Origin of the sequence: Nonomuraea sp. CA-141351 (assembly GCF_050944675.1) — a bacterium.
In the GTDB taxonomy this organism is placed as follows: domain Bacteria; phylum Actinomycetota; class Actinomycetes; order Streptosporangiales; family Streptosporangiaceae; genus Nonomuraea.
The window spans coordinates 10,037,962-10,054,599 of record NZ_CP191982.1 but is presented as its reverse complement, the minus strand read 5'-3'; the positions used below and the strand labels follow the sequence as shown (position 1 = coordinate 10,054,599).

The 16,638-nt window shown below is 69.4% G+C and carries 15 protein-coding genes and 1 pseudogene; 11 read left to right on the top strand and 5 right to left on the bottom strand.

Annotated elements, in window-relative coordinates; all coding sequences use genetic code 11:
- The first annotated feature begins 36 nt into the window (after window positions 1-36).
- Window positions 37-2,781, top strand: a complete 2,745-nt coding sequence (locus ACQPWU_RS47165; protein WP_433432640.1) for an ATP-binding protein — start codon at window positions 37-39, stop codon at window positions 2,779-2,781.
- A gap of 237 nt (window positions 2,782-3,018) precedes the next feature.
- On the opposite strand, the gene ACQPWU_RS47160 is transcribed toward ACQPWU_RS47165, so the two are convergent.
- Together ACQPWU_RS47160 and ACQPWU_RS47155 are read right to left on the bottom strand one after the other, a co-directional pair.
- Entirely contained in the window at window positions 3,019-3,288 is a 270-nt protein-coding gene (locus ACQPWU_RS47160; RefSeq protein ID WP_433432638.1) for an integrase core domain-containing protein, read from the bottom strand.
- Window positions 3,285-3,557 carry a hypothetical protein gene (locus ACQPWU_RS47155; RefSeq protein ID WP_433432636.1) on the bottom strand — a complete coding sequence of 91 codons (273 nt, stop codon included), beginning with the start codon at window positions 3,555-3,557 and terminating at the stop codon, window positions 3,285-3,287. The genes ACQPWU_RS47160 and ACQPWU_RS47155 overlap by 4 nt, the downstream gene beginning before the upstream one ends.
- Before the next feature lie 312 nt (window positions 3,558-3,869).
- Between ACQPWU_RS47155 and ACQPWU_RS47150 the strand changes: the two genes are divergently transcribed.
- The 5 genes from ACQPWU_RS47150 (at window position 3,870) to ACQPWU_RS47130 (ending at window position 7,641) form a co-directional block, all read left to right on the top strand.
- A complete protein-coding gene (locus tag ACQPWU_RS47150) occupies window positions 3,870-4,208 on the top strand; it encodes a hypothetical protein (protein WP_433432634.1) in 339 nt (112 codons plus the stop codon).
- Window positions 4,209-4,575: 367 nt separating this feature from the next.
- On the top strand, window positions 4,576-5,637 hold the full coding sequence (locus ACQPWU_RS47145; RefSeq protein ID WP_433432632.1) for an LLM class flavin-dependent oxidoreductase: 1,062 nt from the start codon (window positions 4,576-4,578) through the stop codon (window positions 5,635-5,637).
- Window positions 5,634-6,332, top strand: a complete 699-nt coding sequence (locus ACQPWU_RS47140; RefSeq protein ID WP_433432631.1) for an NAD(P)H-dependent oxidoreductase — start codon at window positions 5,634-5,636, stop codon at window positions 6,330-6,332. The genes ACQPWU_RS47145 and ACQPWU_RS47140 overlap by 4 nt, the downstream gene beginning before the upstream one ends.
- Window positions 6,333-6,409: 77 nt before the next feature.
- Complete coding sequence (locus tag ACQPWU_RS47135) at window positions 6,410-7,297, top strand: NmrA family NAD(P)-binding protein (protein ID WP_433432629.1); 888 nt, start codon at window positions 6,410-6,412, stop codon at window positions 7,295-7,297.
- Between the two features lie 59 nt (window positions 7,298-7,356).
- Complete coding sequence (locus ACQPWU_RS47130) at window positions 7,357-7,641, top strand: hypothetical protein (RefSeq protein WP_433432627.1); 285 nt, start codon at window positions 7,357-7,359, stop codon at window positions 7,639-7,641.
- Window positions 7,642-8,139: 498 nt separating this feature from the next.
- Here the strand turns inward: ACQPWU_RS47130 and ACQPWU_RS47125 are convergent, their stop codons facing one another.
- From ACQPWU_RS47125 to ACQPWU_RS47115, 3 genes are all read right to left on the bottom strand, one after another.
- Window positions 8,140-8,610, bottom strand: a complete 471-nt coding sequence (locus ACQPWU_RS47125; protein WP_433432625.1) for a hypothetical protein — start codon at window positions 8,608-8,610, stop codon at window positions 8,140-8,142.
- Window positions 8,611-8,724: 114 nt separating this feature from the next.
- Window positions 8,725-9,210: an epoxide hydrolase N-terminal domain-containing protein gene (locus ACQPWU_RS47120; protein WP_433432624.1), complete on the bottom strand. Its 486-nt coding sequence runs from the start codon at window positions 9,208-9,210 to the stop codon at window positions 8,725-8,727.
- A gap of 233 nt (window positions 9,211-9,443) precedes the next feature.
- On the bottom strand, window positions 9,444-10,313 hold the full coding sequence (locus tag ACQPWU_RS47115) for an SDR family oxidoreductase (RefSeq protein WP_433432622.1): 870 nt from the start codon (window positions 10,311-10,313) through the stop codon (window positions 9,444-9,446).
- A gap of 466 nt (window positions 10,314-10,779) precedes the next feature.
- Between ACQPWU_RS47115 and ACQPWU_RS47110 the strand changes: the two are divergent.
- From ACQPWU_RS47110 to ACQPWU_RS47090, 5 genes and pseudogenes are all read left to right on the top strand, one after another.
- Window positions 10,780-11,256: pseudogene (locus ACQPWU_RS47110) on the top strand (transposase); the annotation flags it as partial.
- A gap of 151 nt (window positions 11,257-11,407) precedes the next feature.
- Entirely contained in the window at window positions 11,408-11,659 is a 252-nt protein-coding gene (locus ACQPWU_RS47105; protein WP_433432620.1) for a hypothetical protein, read from the top strand.
- 140 nt (window positions 11,660-11,799) lie between these two features.
- A complete protein-coding gene (locus ACQPWU_RS47100) occupies window positions 11,800-12,438 on the top strand; it encodes an isochorismatase family protein (protein WP_305923865.1) in 639 nt (212 codons plus the stop codon).
- Between the two features lie 404 nt (window positions 12,439-12,842).
- Entirely contained in the window at window positions 12,843-13,649 is an 807-nt protein-coding gene (locus ACQPWU_RS47095; protein ID WP_433432617.1) for an SDR family NAD(P)-dependent oxidoreductase, read from the top strand.
- 85 nt (window positions 13,650-13,734) lie between these two features.
- Window positions 13,735-16,512 carry a LuxR C-terminal-related transcriptional regulator gene (locus tag ACQPWU_RS47090; protein ID WP_433432615.1) on the top strand — a complete coding sequence of 926 codons (2,778 nt, stop codon included), beginning with the start codon at window positions 13,735-13,737 and terminating at the stop codon, window positions 16,510-16,512.
- The last annotated feature ends 126 nt before the right edge of the window (window positions 16,513-16,638 follow it).

Here is a 16,638-nt window from a genome sequence, read left to right as displayed (position 1 = left end):
GGACACCGGTTGACGCCCGCGGGGGGGAACCAGACGATGCTTCGAGGTCGACGCGCCGAGCGTGAGGTCGTCGAACGGTTACTCGCCCAGGCGCGGGACGGACGCAGCGGCGTGCTGGTGGTGCGCGGGGAGGCAGGCATCGGTAAGACCGTGCTGCTGGAGCATGCCCGCGGCGTCGCGGAAAGGTTCCGGGTGGTGCGCGCGACCGGTGTGGAGTCCGAGATGGAGTTCGCGTTCGCCGGGTTGCACCAGTTGTGCGCGCCGCTGCTGGACCGGCTCGGCGCGCTGCCTGATCCGCAGCAGGCCGCCCTGGGCGTGGCGCTGGGACAACGCGCCGGTGACCCGCCGGACCGGTTCCTGGTCGGGCTGGCCGCCCTCGGTATGCTGGCCGAGGCCGCGGAGGAACGGCCGCTGTTGTGCCTGGTGGACGATGCGCAGTGGCTGGATGCGGCCTCCGCGCAGACCCTCGCGTTCGTGGCGCGGCGGGTGGAGGCCGAGCGGGTGGCGCTGGTGTTCGCGCTGCGTGACCCCAGCCCCGACGCGAGCGGCGCCGAGGTGCTCGCCGGGCTGCCGGAGCTGCGACTGGACGGGCTCGGTGAGGCCGACGCGCGGGCGTTGCTGGCCGGAGCCGTGCATGCGCCGCTGGATGAGCGGGTACGCGACCGGCTCATCGCCGAGGCGCGCGGCAACCCGCTGGCGCTGCTGGAGCTGTCCCGAAGCACGGAGCCGGCCCCGTCGGCGGAGCTGGCGGGCGGGTTCGGGCTGCCGGACGCGCTGGGCGTGCCTCGCCGAATCGAGGAGAGCTTCCGGCACCGCTCGGGCAGCCTGCCCGACGACACGCAATTGCTGCTGCTGGTCGCGGCGGCCGAGCCGGTCGGCGACGCGGCGTTGTTGTGGCGCGCAGCCGAGCACCTGGGCACCGGTGCCGAGGCCGCCATGCCGGCGGAGGCGGCGGGGTTGCTGGAGATCGGTGCCAGGGTACGTTTTTCGCATCCGCTGGTGCGCTCGGCGGTCTACCGGGCCGCCTCACCGTGGGATCGCCGCCGTGCGCATGGCGCGCTGGCCGAGGCCACCGACCCCCAGGCCGATCCCGACCGTCACGCCTGGCATCGCGCGCAGGCCGTACTGGGCACCGATGAGACGGTCGCCGCGGAGCTGGAGCGCTCGGCCGGCCGGGCACGCTCACGCGGCGGGCTGGCCGCGGCGGCCGCGTTCCTGGATCGAGCGGTGGTACTGACGCCCAAGCCGGCGGAGCGGGCTCGCCGGGCGCTGGCCGCCGCGCACGCCAAGCACCAGGCCGGCGCGCCCCACGCCGCCTCGGAACTGCTGACGGTCGCAGCGGCCGGACCGCTGGACGCGCTGCAACACGCCCGAGTCGAGCTGCTGCGCGCGCAGATCGCGTTTGTTCTGACGCGCGGCAGCGATGTGCCGGGGATGCTGCTGGACGCCGCCAAGGCGCTCGCCCCGCTGGATGCCGCACTGGCCCGTGAGACATACCTGCAAGCTCTTGAGGCGGCCATCCACGCCGGTCCGCTCGGTCAGGGCCGCGGGGTGCTGGAGGTGGCCGACGCTGCCCGGGCCGCGCCCGCACCCTCGACGCCGCCGCGGCCGCTCGATCTCCTGCTCGACGGGGTGGTGACGAGGTTCACGCAAGGGTACGAGGCGAGCGTGCCCGGTCTGCGGCGGGCGCTGGAGGCGTTCCGCGACCAGTTCGGGACCGAGGACGACGACCGCCGCGGGCTGTGGCTGGCCTGCCGCGTCGCGTTCATGCTGTTCGACGACGAGATTCTTTACGAGCTGACCAGCCGCCACGTCCGCCTTGCCCGCGATGCCGGCGCGCTGGCCACGCTCGCCACCGCGCTCAACTTTCACGCCACCATCATGGTGAACAACGGTGAGCTGTCCCGCGCCGCCGAGCTGGTGGCCGAGGAGAGCGCGATCACGCGGTCGATCGGGGCCCCGCCGCTGCCCCACGCCAGGCTCGTGCTCGCCGCCCATCGCGGCCGGCAGAGCGAAACCTCCGAGCTGTACGCGGCCACGGTCCGGGAGGTGACCGAACGGGGCGAGGGCACCGTCGTCACCCTGGGCCAGGCCGCGCTGGCGGTGCTGCACAACGGCCTGGGCAACTACGAGGCCGCGCTCGCCGCCGCGGCAGGACCGTGCGACTACGACGAGCTCGCGCACAGCAACGGGGCCCTGCCCGAGCTCATCGAGGCGGCCATCCGCGTCGGCGAACCGGTGCGCGCGGCGGCCGCGCTGGAGCGGCTCAGCTCGCGGGCCCGTGCCAGCGGCACCCCGTGGGCGCTCGGGCTGGAGGCGCGCTCGCGGGCGCTGATGAGCAGCGGGCCGGCCGCGGAGGAGCTGTACCGCGAAGCGATCCAGCGGCTCGGCGACTGCCGCAGGGTGCCCGACCTCGCCCGCGCCCACCTGGTCTACGGCGAGTGGTTACGCCGCGAAGGCCGGCGTAAGGACGCCCACGAGCAGCTGCGCACCGCGCACGAGCTGCTGTCGGGCATGGGCCTGGAGGCGTTCGCGGCGCGCGCCGCACGCGAACTGCGTGCCACCGGCGGGCAACCACGCAAGCGGACCGCCCAGCCGGCCGACGCGCTCACTGCCCACGAGCTGCACATCGCGCGGCTGGTGGCCACCGGGGCGACCTCCAAGGAGGCCGGCGCGCAGCTGTTCCTGAGCCCGCGCACGATCGACGCGCACCTGCGCAGCATCTTCCGCAAGCTCGGCATCACCTCCCGTCGACAGCTCAGGGACATGCAGCTTCCCTGACCTCCAACCGGCGTGCGCCACGACCGGGAATCTAGTCGAGGTTCATAGGCGATGTTGGGTGTGTCCTGTCAGTGGTGTATCTCGATCTTGCTTGATTAGCGGGTGGTCGGGGTCAGACGGGCCTTCGAAGGTGATGGCGAAGGCGTTCAGCGCGGCTTTCCAGCGGGTGATCCAGCGTTTGCGGCCCTTGCCGGTCGTGTGCCGCTCGAATATTGAGTTACGTGGCTTGAGCTGCGGCTATGCGGCGTAGCGGTATTCGTAGATCATTCCTGTGACGACGGGTTTTCGGTGGATGGAGCGTCGGTGGTCGAGGTCGGTCACGTCGCAGACAGGCTGCGTGGCGATGCCCAGGGGACGTTGCTGCCGGGACTGGTGTGGCCGGTGCCCGTTGTAGTCGATCAGGTACCCGCGGAGCGCGACGGTTAGGTGGCGTTCGTTGAGGATCAGGATTCGGTCTAGGAGTTCACGGCGCAGGGTGCCGATGACTCGCTCGCAGATGGCGTTCACCCTCGGCGTCCGCGGCAGCGTGGTGATGACCCGCAGTCCTTCACCTGTGAAGACCGCGTTGAAGGCGCGGTGAGGAGTGGATCGCGATCGTGGATCAAGAACCGTAGCTCAGCAATGCGATCGCCCAGGTCCATCGCGAGGTTGCGGGCTTGCTGCACCGTCCATGCCCCGGTCGGGTGCGCGGTCGCTCCGGCCAGGTGCAGCCGCCGGGTGCCGTGCTCGATGAAGACCAGCACATACAGCCGCTTGAGCAGCAGCGTCTCGACCACCAGGAAGTCGCAGGCAATGATCGCGTGGGCCTGGGCGGTCAGGAACTGCCGCCAGGTCGGCCCGGCGGGGCGCCGGATCGATACCGGCGGCGTGCAGAATCTCCCACACCGTGGAGGCCGCTATCGAGTAGCCCAGGCGCGCTAGCTCACCCTGGATTCTCCGGTGTCCCCAGGTCGGGTTCTCCCGGGCCATGCGAATGATCAGTGCCTTGACCGGCCGGCGAGTGCCGGGACGTCCCCGGCCTCTCCTGTCGGTGACAGGTCCACTTACGCGCTACCAGGTTGCGGTGCCAACGCAGGATCGTCGCTGGGGTGACCGGGGAGACCCTCCGCCCACCGGCAGCGGCGGATCAGCCGGGACAACGCCGTAAACCAGAGCCGGTCGACGTGACCCCACCGCGGCTGACCGCCAAGCTGACGGCGAAGCACCTGGTTCTCCTGACGGAGCACCGGCAGTTCAACATCCTTGGACAGATCAGAGCGCATCAGCACGGTCAGCAGGCCGAACAAGCCCCTCACCAACCGGTAGACAAGCGACAACAACATCTCGAGATGGTCGCAGCCGCCGCCCTGATCACGCAGCAAAAACGCAGCTCACTGCATGCAACCGTATTTCCGAGCGGGACACGATTCCCGCCGAAGTACTACTAGGCGATTGTCGCCGATGCGAACAGCACCGGCCCGGGGCGAGGGTGAGCAGAGCAGCTCAGGCCGCAGCAGGCGGCCCGGCTGCCCGGCGGGCACGTACCGTGCAGGCATCGCGGGATACGCGAGGACTGTTGTCAACCTACTCGCACGCAAAGGAGCTCGCAAGTTGCCTTTGCAGGCAACTATTTGACCCCTGGCGTTAACCCAATTCCGCATCTGAGCTCGTCCTTGAGGCCCCACGCTGACGACCCGTCCTGCGCAAAGTTTGTGGCGCATCCGCGCGGAATAATTGCTTGCGCAGACAGATTGATAGAAGTGTGGATCAGCCGTCGGAGGCGCGCGGCGCCTCCGGTCGGAGAAAGGAAACGACATGCCATTCGAGATCGGCATCATGACGTTCGGGGAGCTCACGCAGGACCCGTCCACCGGAGCCATTCCATCCCCCCGGCAGCGCGTCCGCGAAACGATCGAGCAGGCGCAGGTCGCCGACCAGGCAGGCCTGGACGTCTTCGGCGTCGGCGAACACCACCGCACCGACTTCGTCGGCTCAGCGCCGGCCATCCTGCTGGCCGCCGCCGCGGAGAAGACCGAGCACATCAAGCTCACGAGCTCGGTCACCGTGCTCAGTTCGGAGGACCCCGTACGCGTCTGGGAACAATTCGCCACGATCGACCTGCTGTCCGCCGGCCGCGCCGAGATCATCGCCGGCCGCGGCTCCTACACCGAGTCCTTCCCCCTGTTCGGCTACGACCTGAAAGACTACGCCGACCTGTTCCGCGAGAAGCTCGACCTACTGCTCAAGATCCGCGACCACAACCCGCTCACCTGGTCCGGGCACTTCCGCGCGCCCCTGGTCGACGCCGACATCGCACCCCGCGCCGACGGCGGCACCATCCCGATCTGGGTCGGGGTCGGCGGATCGCCCGCGTCGGCCATCAGCACCGGCCACCTCGGCCTGCCCATGGCCCTGGCCCTGCTACTCGGACCGATGACCTTCCACGAGGAGACAGTCCAGCTCTACCGAGCGGCCGCGACCAAGGCCGGGCACGACGCGCACGCACTGCCGATCAGCATCAACTCGCACGGGTTCGTCGGACGCACCAGCCAGGGCGCACGCGACACCATGTACCCCTACTTCGCCAGGGGCATGATGGACAACAACCACCAGCGCGGCGTCGGCCTGCGACTTCCCCGGGCCGCGTTCGACGCGCAGTCCTCGCCCGCGGCCGGCCTGCTGGTCGGCAGCCCGCAGGAGCTCATCGACAAGCTGCTCACCTACCACGAGCTGTACGGCCTCAACCGCGCCATCATCCAGATGGGCTTCGGCGGCATGCCGCAAAAGGAGCACCTCCAGGCGATCGAACTGCTCGGCACACAGGTGGCACCCGTCGTGCGCCGCGAGGTCGCACTGCGCGAGAAGAGCGCGGCATGACCGCCGTAGCGGACACCGGCCCGGCCCTGCGCGTCGTCGTCGTCAACGGCAGCCCCAGCCAGCCGTCCAAGACCATGGGACTCGTCGACGTCGTCCTCGACACCCTGAAGGACAAGCTCCCCATCGAGGTGTCCCAGGTTGACGTGTACCGCTTGGGCGCGGGGTTCACCGGAGCGATTGAGCGCGATGACGTCACACCCGAGGTCGAAGACTCACTCCGGCTCGCCGAGGATGCCGATCTCCTCATCGCCGCCGCACCCGTCTTCCGCGGCACGTACCCGGGCATGTTCAAGCACTTCTTCGACCTCGTCGACCAATACGCGCTCGCGAACAAGCCCGTCCTCCTCGCCGCGACAGGCGGAGGCGACCACCACGCGCTCGTCCTGGAACACGCCATGCGGCCACTGTTCGCCTTCTTCCAGGCGTTGACGATCCCGGTCGCGGTCTTCGCCTCCACCGGAGACTTCGACGGTACGACCCTGCTCAACCCCCGCATCTACGGACGCATCGAGATCGGACTCACCGACGTCGCAGACCTTCTCAGAACTCGCGCGACGGGCCCTGAAGCAACACAGGACCGCGAACCAGCGAATGGCCGACCCCGGGCAAAGCCGCTTGGCCTCTCTTCGAGCGCATCCAGCAGCCAGAGACTCGTCCAACCAGTCCTGCGGGCCAGTTCTCCTAGCCGAACATGAATCGCTGTCCGGTGTTCAGCCGGGGGCTGCCGCATTCAGCGGGTCCCCGTTCCATCTCACCCTTACAGGGAGCATCCATGTCTACTGTGTTCGTGGCCGGCGCCACCGGCCGCCTGGGCCGTCTGATCATCGACAGTCTGCGACGGCGGGACGTGCAGGTCCGCGCCCTTGTCAGGCCCGGCAACGCCAAGGGCCTGCAGGCATTCGACGACCCGGCCATCGAGGTCGTAGAAGGAGACATCCGCGATCCCGCCGACCGCCTCACCCGCGCGCTGCAGGGAGTGGACGTCGTTGTCTCCGCCGTCCAGGGGGGTGCGGAGGTCATCATCGACGGCCAGGTCAACCTGCTGCGTGCCGCCGAGCAGGCCGGGGTTCCGCGCTGGATCCCCTCGGATTTCTCCCTCGGTATAGACCGACTCGACTACGGTGACAACGACTTCGCCGACCTCCGCAAGAAGGCAGCCGAGGCCTACCGGTCCAGCACCGTGGCACCCACCTCAGTCCTCATCGGCGCCTTCCTCGAGGTCCTGAACGAGCCCTTCTACAACTGGGTCGACTGGGAGTCCGGCACCTTCAGCTATTGGGGTGACGGCGATCAACCCGTCGACTTCTCCACCTATTCCGACACCGCCGAGTGGACCGCCGAAGTAGCCCTCGACCCCTCGACCGCCGGACGCACCGTGCGAGTGGCCGGGGATGTGCTGACGCTGAAGGAACTGCACCGGGCCATGGAGCGCGGCTCGGGGCGACGGCTCGAGGCACGGCGGCTCGGCAGCACCGACGACCTCCGCGCCGAGATCGAACGCCGTAAGGCGGTGGCCACCGACACGTTCGAGTACCTCCTGCTGCAGTACAACTGGGCCATGGTCAGTGGGAAGGGGAAGCTCGACCCGCTCGAGAACCACCGCTACCCCAGCATCCAGCCGACCAGCGCCGAAAAGTACTTCCGGCAGGCCATGAGCTGACACCCAGCAGGGCGGATCAGGAGTCGGCAGCCGCGGAAGACGACCCGCGCGGAGCACTGATGCGGTCTGCCGTCGGTCCGGACTCGGCACCCTGGCTCCCGCCACCGCCGGTGTCCGCCCTGTGCGGCGCGAAGGTCGTGCTCGCCACTGCGGCCAGCTCCGACGCCATGGGCGCCACCATCGACGGGCTGCGTCACAACGGCGAGCTCATCGTGCTCGGCGCAAGGCCGGAATCCATTCAGGTCAGCCCGTTCCAGCTCATCGCGCGGCGAGCAGCTCCGTGCATGGCCACCCGTCCGGCACCGCCCGCGATGTCGAGGAGACCCTGCGCTTCGCCGCGCTGACGGGCGTGCAGCCCATGATCGAGCCCAGCCCACTGGACGAGGTAGAGGATGCCTACGACCGCATGCTGTCCGGCGACGCCCGCGCGCTGTTGAGAAAGATCAGCTTACCGCGGACGAGATCCTCTACCACCGTCTCGCCCCCATCCGGCGCACGGAACCGCAGCGCCCGCCCCTCGGCGAACTCCAGCCCCCGCTCACAGCAGAACCCGTCATACCCCAGGTGCTCGGACCCGCTCTTTGAGCTGCTGGCAAGTGCAGTCGCAGTAGTACGCCCGGCCTGCCGCGTACAGCCACAGGACCGCTTTCCGGTGCCGGGCGGCATTGTCCGACTGGAAATACGGGCACTCGAAGACCGGATCCGCGGCGCTGATCCCGATCGCCTGGAACATCCCATAGGGGAGGGCGCAAAACGTACGCGAGCCGGAGACGTAGACACGCGGTAACCTACCGACTGAGCTGCGGAAGGTCCGGTGACTATCCGCTGCATACGAGCCCTGGTTAGTCGGTGACCGTGATCTTCACGCGGACGGCGCCGTCGTTGTCGCTGAGGCAACCGTCGGCGTCGTTGATACGCAACTGGAGGAAGCCTTCCTGGCGCGCCCGGATGGAAGCCCCAGTGCCGATTCTGTAGTGGTCTCCGTTGACCTTCGCGATCAGCGTGCCGTACGTGTACTGGCTGAAGATCTTGCATCCCTGGTAGATGTCGCTGTCGATGTCCCAGGGGTAGCCGCGCGAGGACACATAGGGGAACTCGCGGTGGTCGACCGTCCACCGGCCACCGACGTAGTGGATCTGCACCAGGTCACCGGGTTCGACGTACACGCCGGCGTTCTGCCAGCCGCTCTCGGCGCTGATCCATTTGCTTTTGCCGTACTGCGACTCCGTGGCCGAGGCGGGCGAGGCGCCGGCGAGGACGCAGCTCCCGGCGGCGAGCGTGGCGAGGAACAGGGTGACCAGCTTCGATCGCATCTGTGGATGCCCCTTCTGGATCTGTTTAGGTTTCGTCGTACATCTGGGTTGGATAGCGCCCGGGGAAGGAAGGTTCGCGGCCTTGCGATCTTTTTCGCCCCGCTCGCGAGTCGCTCAACCACATGTCCGCGAGTCGTCGATCCCTTGGCGAGCCGATTGTCGCCAGGGATGAAACGTTTGCATGAAAACCCCGCACGGCCGTGGACGACCGCGATGCTCGCCTGTGGGTGCCAAATATCCCAGCTCGTCCCGCATGAGCCGGTGCCACAGCTCCTCGGTCGGCACGGCCGGCGGCAGGTCGGGGCGCTGCGGGGAGAAGGGGAAGCCGGGCAGGGCGGGCACGATGACGGTGAACGCGTCCGCTGCCTGCCCGCCGTGCCGGGACGGCATGGATAGGCGACGGGCCAGCGGGGCCAGTTCCAGGAACGAGCTGGGCCAGCCGTGCGTCAGCACGAGAGGCAGCGCCCCCGGCTCCTCGGCGTCGTACCGCAGGTAGAAGACGCCAGTCCCGTCCACCGAAGCGACATAGCCGGGAAGCGCGTTGATCCCGGCCTCGCGGTACCGCCAGTCGTAACCGTCCGCCGGATACGTGCAGCACATGACGCTCGCTGGTCATCGGTGTTCCTTTCCCGGCCATCACCGGTCATCCTCTTGCGGGTCCTCCACAGCCTCACCCGCCGGTGTATGAAGGGATGATCACCTTATTCGCGTGATCCTGTCGCGCCCCGTCCCTCGCGCAAGCGGTGCCCCGGGGCGACCAGTGCCAGTGAGGGGTCGTACTCGAGAACGGCACACGCCGGGGACAATCCTGGCGAACTTGCGAACAGGTGCACTTAGCTGCTGAACGCCGCGGCGTAGTCGCGGGCGAACTGGCCGATGCTCCTGGAGGGCTTGCCGGTGATATCGGCGACTGTCGCGGTCACCTCCGCCGCCTCACCCCGCCGGTAGTGCGCGTAATCCTCCAGGAGACCGTCGATCTGCCAGGGGGGCATCATCCCGCTCAGGCTGTCAGCGAAGACATCCGGCGGTACCTCGGCGAAGGTGACGTCGCGCCCGAGGGCGGAGGCCAGTGCCGCGGCGATGTCGTGGTGGGTAATGGCCGCGGGGCCGGTCAGCGTGTACGTCGCTCCCTCGTGCCCGGCCTCGGTCAGCGCGGCCGCGGCCACCGCGCCGATGTCGCGCACGTCGATCGCGCTCACCTTCGCGTCGCCGATCGGCGCGTAGAACCGGTCCTGTGTGGAAACCAGCCCGGCGAACGCCAGCAGCCCCTGGAAGAACAGGTTGGGCCGCAGGAACGTGTACCCGATGCCCAGGCTGCGGACATGCTCTTCGACCATGGCGTGGTATCGCAGGAACCGCACCGGCGAGTCCTTGTCCGCGGCCAGCTGGGACAGCACGACCACGTGCCCGACGCCGGCTTCGGCCGCTAGGTCCGCGAAACGCCGCTGCTGCGCCTCGGCCCGCTCCGTGGACGGCGTCACCAGGTAGGCGCGTCCGGCGCCCCGCAGAGCCGCCGCCACGGATACGGCGTCGTCGAAGTCGGCCACGACCGCCTGGACGCCGACCGGGAGACGCTCCCGGTCCGCCTCCCGGCGCACCATCGCCCGCACTGGCTTTCCGCGCCCGGCCAGGGCCTCCAGCACGGCCCGGCCGGTGCTGCCGGTAGCCCCGGTCACCAGGACCGGGCGGTCTTCCTGATCCATCCTCATCACCCTTGCCCAGATACGCTTCGTCGTCCTGGTACGCAGCTTTGCCGAAGGCAGGGTGACCGGCCGTCATGCGGTCAGGGTGATTCCCAGCAACGGGAGCCGCGGCCGTATGCGGACTCGTGTCTCAGTCCCGCTGGCGCCTGACGGCGTTCCGGGAGGGCGCGAGCAGGCCCGCAGCACGCGGACCTCGCTGCCGCTGAGCGACTCGCGCGGTGCCCGCAGCACGGCCGGCGGCGGCTCATTCGGAAGGCAACGCCACCGGGCCCGCCGTCACCAGGGCATCGCTGCAAGCCGACCTCCTGGCCGCCCAAGAACGCGCCATCCGGCTGAACACCCGCGTCCAGCAGCTCGAGAAACGCCTCTCCCAAGCCCTCGGCGAGCAAGCCTGGCGGGAATCAGACCTCGGCCACGCGCCGCCCGAACCGCCAACCGCGAGCTCATGGCCCAGCTCAACCACGCGGCCCGCTACTTCTGGGGGCTCCGCCTGCACCTACTGTGCACCTTGGGCGGACTGCCGGTGCTGTTCGCCCTCAGCGGCGCCAAGGCCGATGAGCGCGAGGTACTGCTCGGGATGCTGCAGGCCGCACCCGACGTGCTGTCCACCCACCCGGATCAGACGATCATCGCCGATCGGCACTACTACGGCCGCGTCTTCGAAGCCGAGCTCACCGAGCGTGACCTGCAGTTGCTGCGCCCGGCCCGCCAGGGCGAGCCCGAACGGCCCGGAGCAGCGCTGTTCAAGCCACTGCGCCAGACCATCGAGTCGATCAACCAGACCTTCAAGAGCCAGCTGGACCTGGAACGCCACGGCGGCCGTACCCACGCCGGCGTCATCATCCGCGTACTGACCCGCATCCTCGCACTGACCAGCGTGATCTGGCACAACGACAAGACCGGCCAGCCGATCAAGCGGTCTCTGATCGCCTACGACCACTAACCGTAGCCAGACCCCTTGGCATCAATCATCTAGCCGGCGGACGCATTGACCGGTTCGGCCCCAAGACCGTCGCGATCGGCGCCGGCGCACTGTCGGCCGTCGGCGCCATCGTGGCGGGACTGACCCTGGGCAGCGTGCCCGTCCTGATCGCGTGCCTGGCGGTGGCCAGCCTCGGCCGCGCCTTCGCCGCGCCCCCGCACTCGACATCCTCCCCAGCTGGCTGACCAGCCGGCCGGAGCAGGCGGCCGTCAGCGCCTGGCTGTCCTACAGCACCTCGCTGCCGGTCCTGGCCGGACCTCTGCTCGGCTCGGCCGCGCTGGCCGCCTGGGGAGCGAGGATCACGCTGCTGCTGGCCGCCCTCGCCCTGGCGATGGTAGCCGGGCGACGTAGGCGACGCTTATAGGTGAGGTTCGCCGATGCGGCCGCAGCGCGGGACCGGTGAGCCTGAGTGTGCTTGTGCGGGACGGCCGTAACATTCCCACCTTCGAGTGGCGAGGACGCCCGCACCTACAGGCCCCGCTGTCAACGAAGGGAAGACAAACAATGGCACGCACACCACTGGCTCCGGAGAACAGTGCGATCGTCCTGATCGACCACGAGGTCGGCTTCTCCAACCTGATCCGGTCGCACACCCTCGAGGAGACCATCGACGGCGCGGTCGCCCTGGCGCAGATCGCGAAGGCCTTCGACATGCCGCTGGTCGTCACGGCGGGATACGACGACTCGCCTGCCGGGCCGCTGTACCCGGAGGTCGCCGAAGCCCTGGGCGACACGCCCGTCCACCACCGCACCGAAGGCTTCGACGCGTTCTACGACAAGGGTTTCTCCGCCGCGATCGAGGCGACCGGGCGGAAGCGGCTGATCATGGCGGGCATTCAGACCGATGTCTGCCTGGCGCAGACGGCCCTGACCGCCCTCGACCGCGGCTACGAGGTGTACGGGGTGATGGACGCCTCCGCCGCCACCACCAGGGAGACGCACGACCTGGCCGTCCTGCGGTTGATCCAGGCCGGGGTGATCCCGACGAACTGGCTGGCCATCGGGTCCGAGCTGCAGCGTTCCTGGACCGAGGAGAAGACCGCGCCGGGGTTCGCCAAGGTGATCTACGAACACCTGCGTTCGTGGCGGCATCAGAACGCGCTCACCACGAATGTCCGCGAGTTCGCGGACAAGGCCGAGTAGGCACTTAGATCCGAGCACCACCGCACATGGTGGCCGACGGTGAACTGTCGGCCACCATGCACTCCCGGGCCGGTTCGGCTTGGGGCCATCGCCGGCGTAGCCCGCGCCAACCGCGCCGCCATCCCCGCCAAGGGCAGCACCCAGACGGTTACCGGCCAGGACATCCAGGCCGCGACCCAGCATTTCCTTGGCATCAGCTCCGTCCCCTGGCTTCCCCTCGCCGCCGCGATCAAGCAAGCACTTGGCACCCTGTGCAACTGACCCACGGACCAGGGAACCGCCGTGAACCACCCCGATAGGGCGACGACCGCTCATCCGGCGGCCGGCCAGATTGGCGCGCATGACAGGGAGCGCCGGGGCACAGGGACACCCCCGGCTGCTCATCGTTATCTTGAGGAGATCGCATGAAGACATGGTTCATTACCGGGGCCTCGCGCGGCTTCGGCCGCATCTGGGCGGCTGCGGCGCTGGAACGTGGTGACCGGGTCGCCGCGACGGCACGCGACATCAACACGCTGCGGGAACTGTCCGACAAGTACGGTGACCAGTTCCTGCCGGTCTCCCTCGACGTGACCGACCGGGCTGGAGTGTTCGCCGCGGTGAACCGCGCCGCGCGCGAGTTCGACAGCTTGGACGTGGTGGTCAACAATGCCGGCTACGGCCTGTTCGGCATGGTCGAGGAGACCACTGAAGAGCAGGCCCGCGCCCAGATCGACACCAACCTGCTCGGCCCGCTGTGGGTGACCCAGGCGGCCCTGCCGGTCATGCGGGCACAGGGCAGCGGGCACCTCCTGCAGGTTTCCAGCATCGGCGGCATCGCCGCCTTCCCGACGCTTGGCCTGTACAACGCCTCGAAGTGGGGCCTTGAGGCCATGAGCGAGGCGCTGTCACAGGAAGTCGGCCCGCTCGGCATCAAGGTGACGCTCGTCGAGCCCGGGCCGTACGGCACGGACTGGGCCGGCGACTCGGCGGTACACACCGCGCCGATCGCCGCCTACGAGCCGGTACGGGAGGCCCGCCGGGCTGGCGCCGGTGCCCGCGCACCGCGCGACCCGTCGGTCACCGCGCGGGTAATCCTCAACTTGGTCGACCTCCCCGAGCCGCCGCTGCGCCTGTTTCTCGGCAGCTTCCCCTACCCCATCGCGGAGAAGGCGTACCGCGAGCGGCTCGCCACCTGGCAGCAGTGGCGCGCACTGGCCGAGCAGGCATGAGTTCCTCCGCACGGGTGCGCGTGCCTACAGGACTGGCCGGAACGAATTCACATCGACCGGGTGACACCAAGCCCATCCGATCAGGGTGATTGCGCGCAGCGGCCGGCACCCTGGCCGGCGACAGTTCCTTGCGCGACTGCGGTTCAGGCGCGAGAAATGCAATGATCAGACTGTGGGACTAAACGGACCGGAGCTCACGGCCAAGGTAGGCGGCGGCGCTGGCCCGGGCGGGGTAGTGGCCCGGCCTGCGCTGTTTGGCCGGCTTGACGAGTCGGCGCGGGTGACGATGCTGTCGGCGCCTGCGGGCAGCGGGAAGACGGTGCTGCTGCGGTCATGGATCAGCCAGCGGAGGCTGGCGGGGCGGGCAGCGTACGTTGCGGCGGGGCGGGAGGAACGCGACCCGCAGCGGTTCTGGCTGTCAGTGGTTACCGCATTGCGTGCGACCGCACCAGGAGCGGGGCTCGTGGGCGCAGTGACGGGGGCACCGGGCCTGGACGGGCAGACGATAGCGGAACAGCTGCTCGCGGACCTCGCAGGGCTGGAAGACGAGCTGTGGCTCGTGGTCGATGACGTGCACGAGCTCGGCGAGGAGTCGCTCCGGCAGCTTGAACTGCTGGTGATGCGCGCGCCGCAGGGGCTGCGGTTCGTGTTAGCCGCGCGACACGACGTACGGCTGGGCTTGCATCGGCTCCGGCTGGATGGCGAGCTGACCGAGATCCGGGATGGCGACCTGCGGTTCTCGCTGGCCGAAGCCGGCGAGTTGCTGGCGACGGCGGGAACGAAGCTGCCGCCGTCGGCGCTGGCGGGCTTGCACCAGCGAACGGAGGGCTGGGCGGCAGGTCTCAGGCTGGCCGCCTTGTCGCTGGCCGGGCACCCGGAGCCGGAGCGGTTCGCGGCCGAGTTCTCCGGAACTGAGCGCACGGTGGCCGAGTACCTGCTGGCTGAGGTGCTGGACCGGCAGCCCGCGCAGGTGCGGATGCTGCTGCTGCGCACCAGCATCCTGGAGCGGGTCAACGGCGAGCTGGCCAGCCTGCTGACCGGAGCCGAGGGCGCCGAACGGATCCTGCAGGATCTGGAGGCGGCAGGCGCGTTCGTGGTCTCGCTGGACGCGGCACGCTCCTGGTTCCGTTACCACCAGATGTTCGCCGGCCTGCTGCGGCTGGAACTGCGCCGCACCGAACCGGGAGCGGTGGCCGGGCTGCACCGGACAGCGGCAGAGTGGCTGGCCGGGCACGGCTACCTGGTTGAGGCGGTGCGGCAGGCCCAGGACGCCGAGGGCTGGGACCTCGCCGCCCAACTGCTCACCGACCACTGGCCCGCCCTGCACCTGGACGGCCAGGCCAGCGCCGTGCACGAGCTGCTAGCCGGCTTCCCGTCCGGGCTGGCCGCGGCGGATGCCGGGCTGGCCGCGGTAGCCGCGGCGGATGAGCTGGCCCGCGGGTCGCTGGAAGCCGCGGAAGGGTACCTGGGCCAGGCGCAGCGGGGATCGCAGAGCGTGCCAGAAGCCCGGCGCGGGCAGGTGCGGCTGCTGCTTGGCCTTGTCGGGCTGCTGCTTGCCCGCCAGCGTGCCGACCTGCCAGCCGTAACTGAGCAGGCCGCCAGGCTGGAAGCCATGGTCCAGGCCAGCGGCGCGGGCATCGCGGTGACTGGCCTGGGGGAGGACCTGCGGGCGCTGGCGCTGATCAGCCTCGGCATCGCCGAGTTCTGGGCAGACGCGCCCGATGATGCGAGACCGAACCTGGAACGCGGCATCGCGCTAGCCCGCCAGATCCGGCGGCCCTACCTGGAGTTCACCGGCCTGGCCTACCTGGCGGCGACGAACCTCCTGTGGTCGACAGCCCGCGCGGTGGAACTCGGCACGCAGGCGGTCGAGTTGGCCGAGCGGCACGGGTGGGCCAGTGAGCCGGCCGCCCGCGTCGCCTCCGTGACGATTGGTGCGGTGCTGGCCTACCAGGTGAGGCCCGCGGAAGCCGAGCCCTGGGTGAAGCGCGCCGAGCGCTTCCTCAGCACAGAAACCGAGCCTGCGGTCGTCTTGGCCATCCGTTACGTCCGCGGGGTCCTTGAACTGGCACGCGGCAGAACCACGCAGGCGCTCGCCGCCTTCGAGGCCGGCGTGCCGCTGTCCAGGCACCTCGCCTCCCGGCACTACCTGCTGCCCCCGACACGGGAACTGCTGGTGCACAGCCTGTTGCGCCTCGGCGAGACCGACCGCGCCGCGCGGTTCCTGACCGGGCTCAACGACAGCGACGAGGACCGCAGCCACGGGACAACCCGCAACTCCACCGCCGCGCTGTGCCTCGCCCAGGGTGACCCGCAGGCCGCCACCGCAGCCCTCGCCCCGGTCCTTGACGGCACCGCGCCGCTAGCCTGGCCGGCCAGGAAAGCGCAGGCGTTCCTGCTCGAAGCGATCGCCCGGGATGCGCTCGGCGACCAGGCCGCCGCGGAAACCGCCCTGGAGCGCGCCTTGGACCTGGCCGAGCCCGACGGCGTGCTCCTCCCGTTCCTGCTCTACCCGGCTCCGAGTCTGTTCGAGCGCCACGTCCGGCATCGCACCGCGCACGCTTCTCTCATCGCCGAGATCCAGGCCCTGCTGCTGGCCGGCACGCGGCCCGATCGGTCGCCGACCAGACCTGAGCCGCTGCGGGAACCGCTCAGCGGCAGCGAGGTCCGCGTACTGCGCTACCTGCCCACCAACCTGACCACCCCGGAAATCGCCCGCGAACTCTCAGTCTCGACCAACACGGTCAAGACGCACATCCGTAACTTGTACGTCAAGCTCGGCACGCACCGCCGGGCGGAGGCCGTTGATACGGCCCGCGCCCTGGGCCTGCTCGCACCCTCCAGAACGGCGGCACCAGCCTGAGCCCGCTGGCTGAAGACCGCTTTTGGGTCTGTCAAGGTTAACTGCGACAGAGCCCTTGTTTGAATGAGATTCGGCCGCTGTTCCGTCTCACCCGAGATTGCCTCTGGCTTGGTCAGGGCTCCGTCG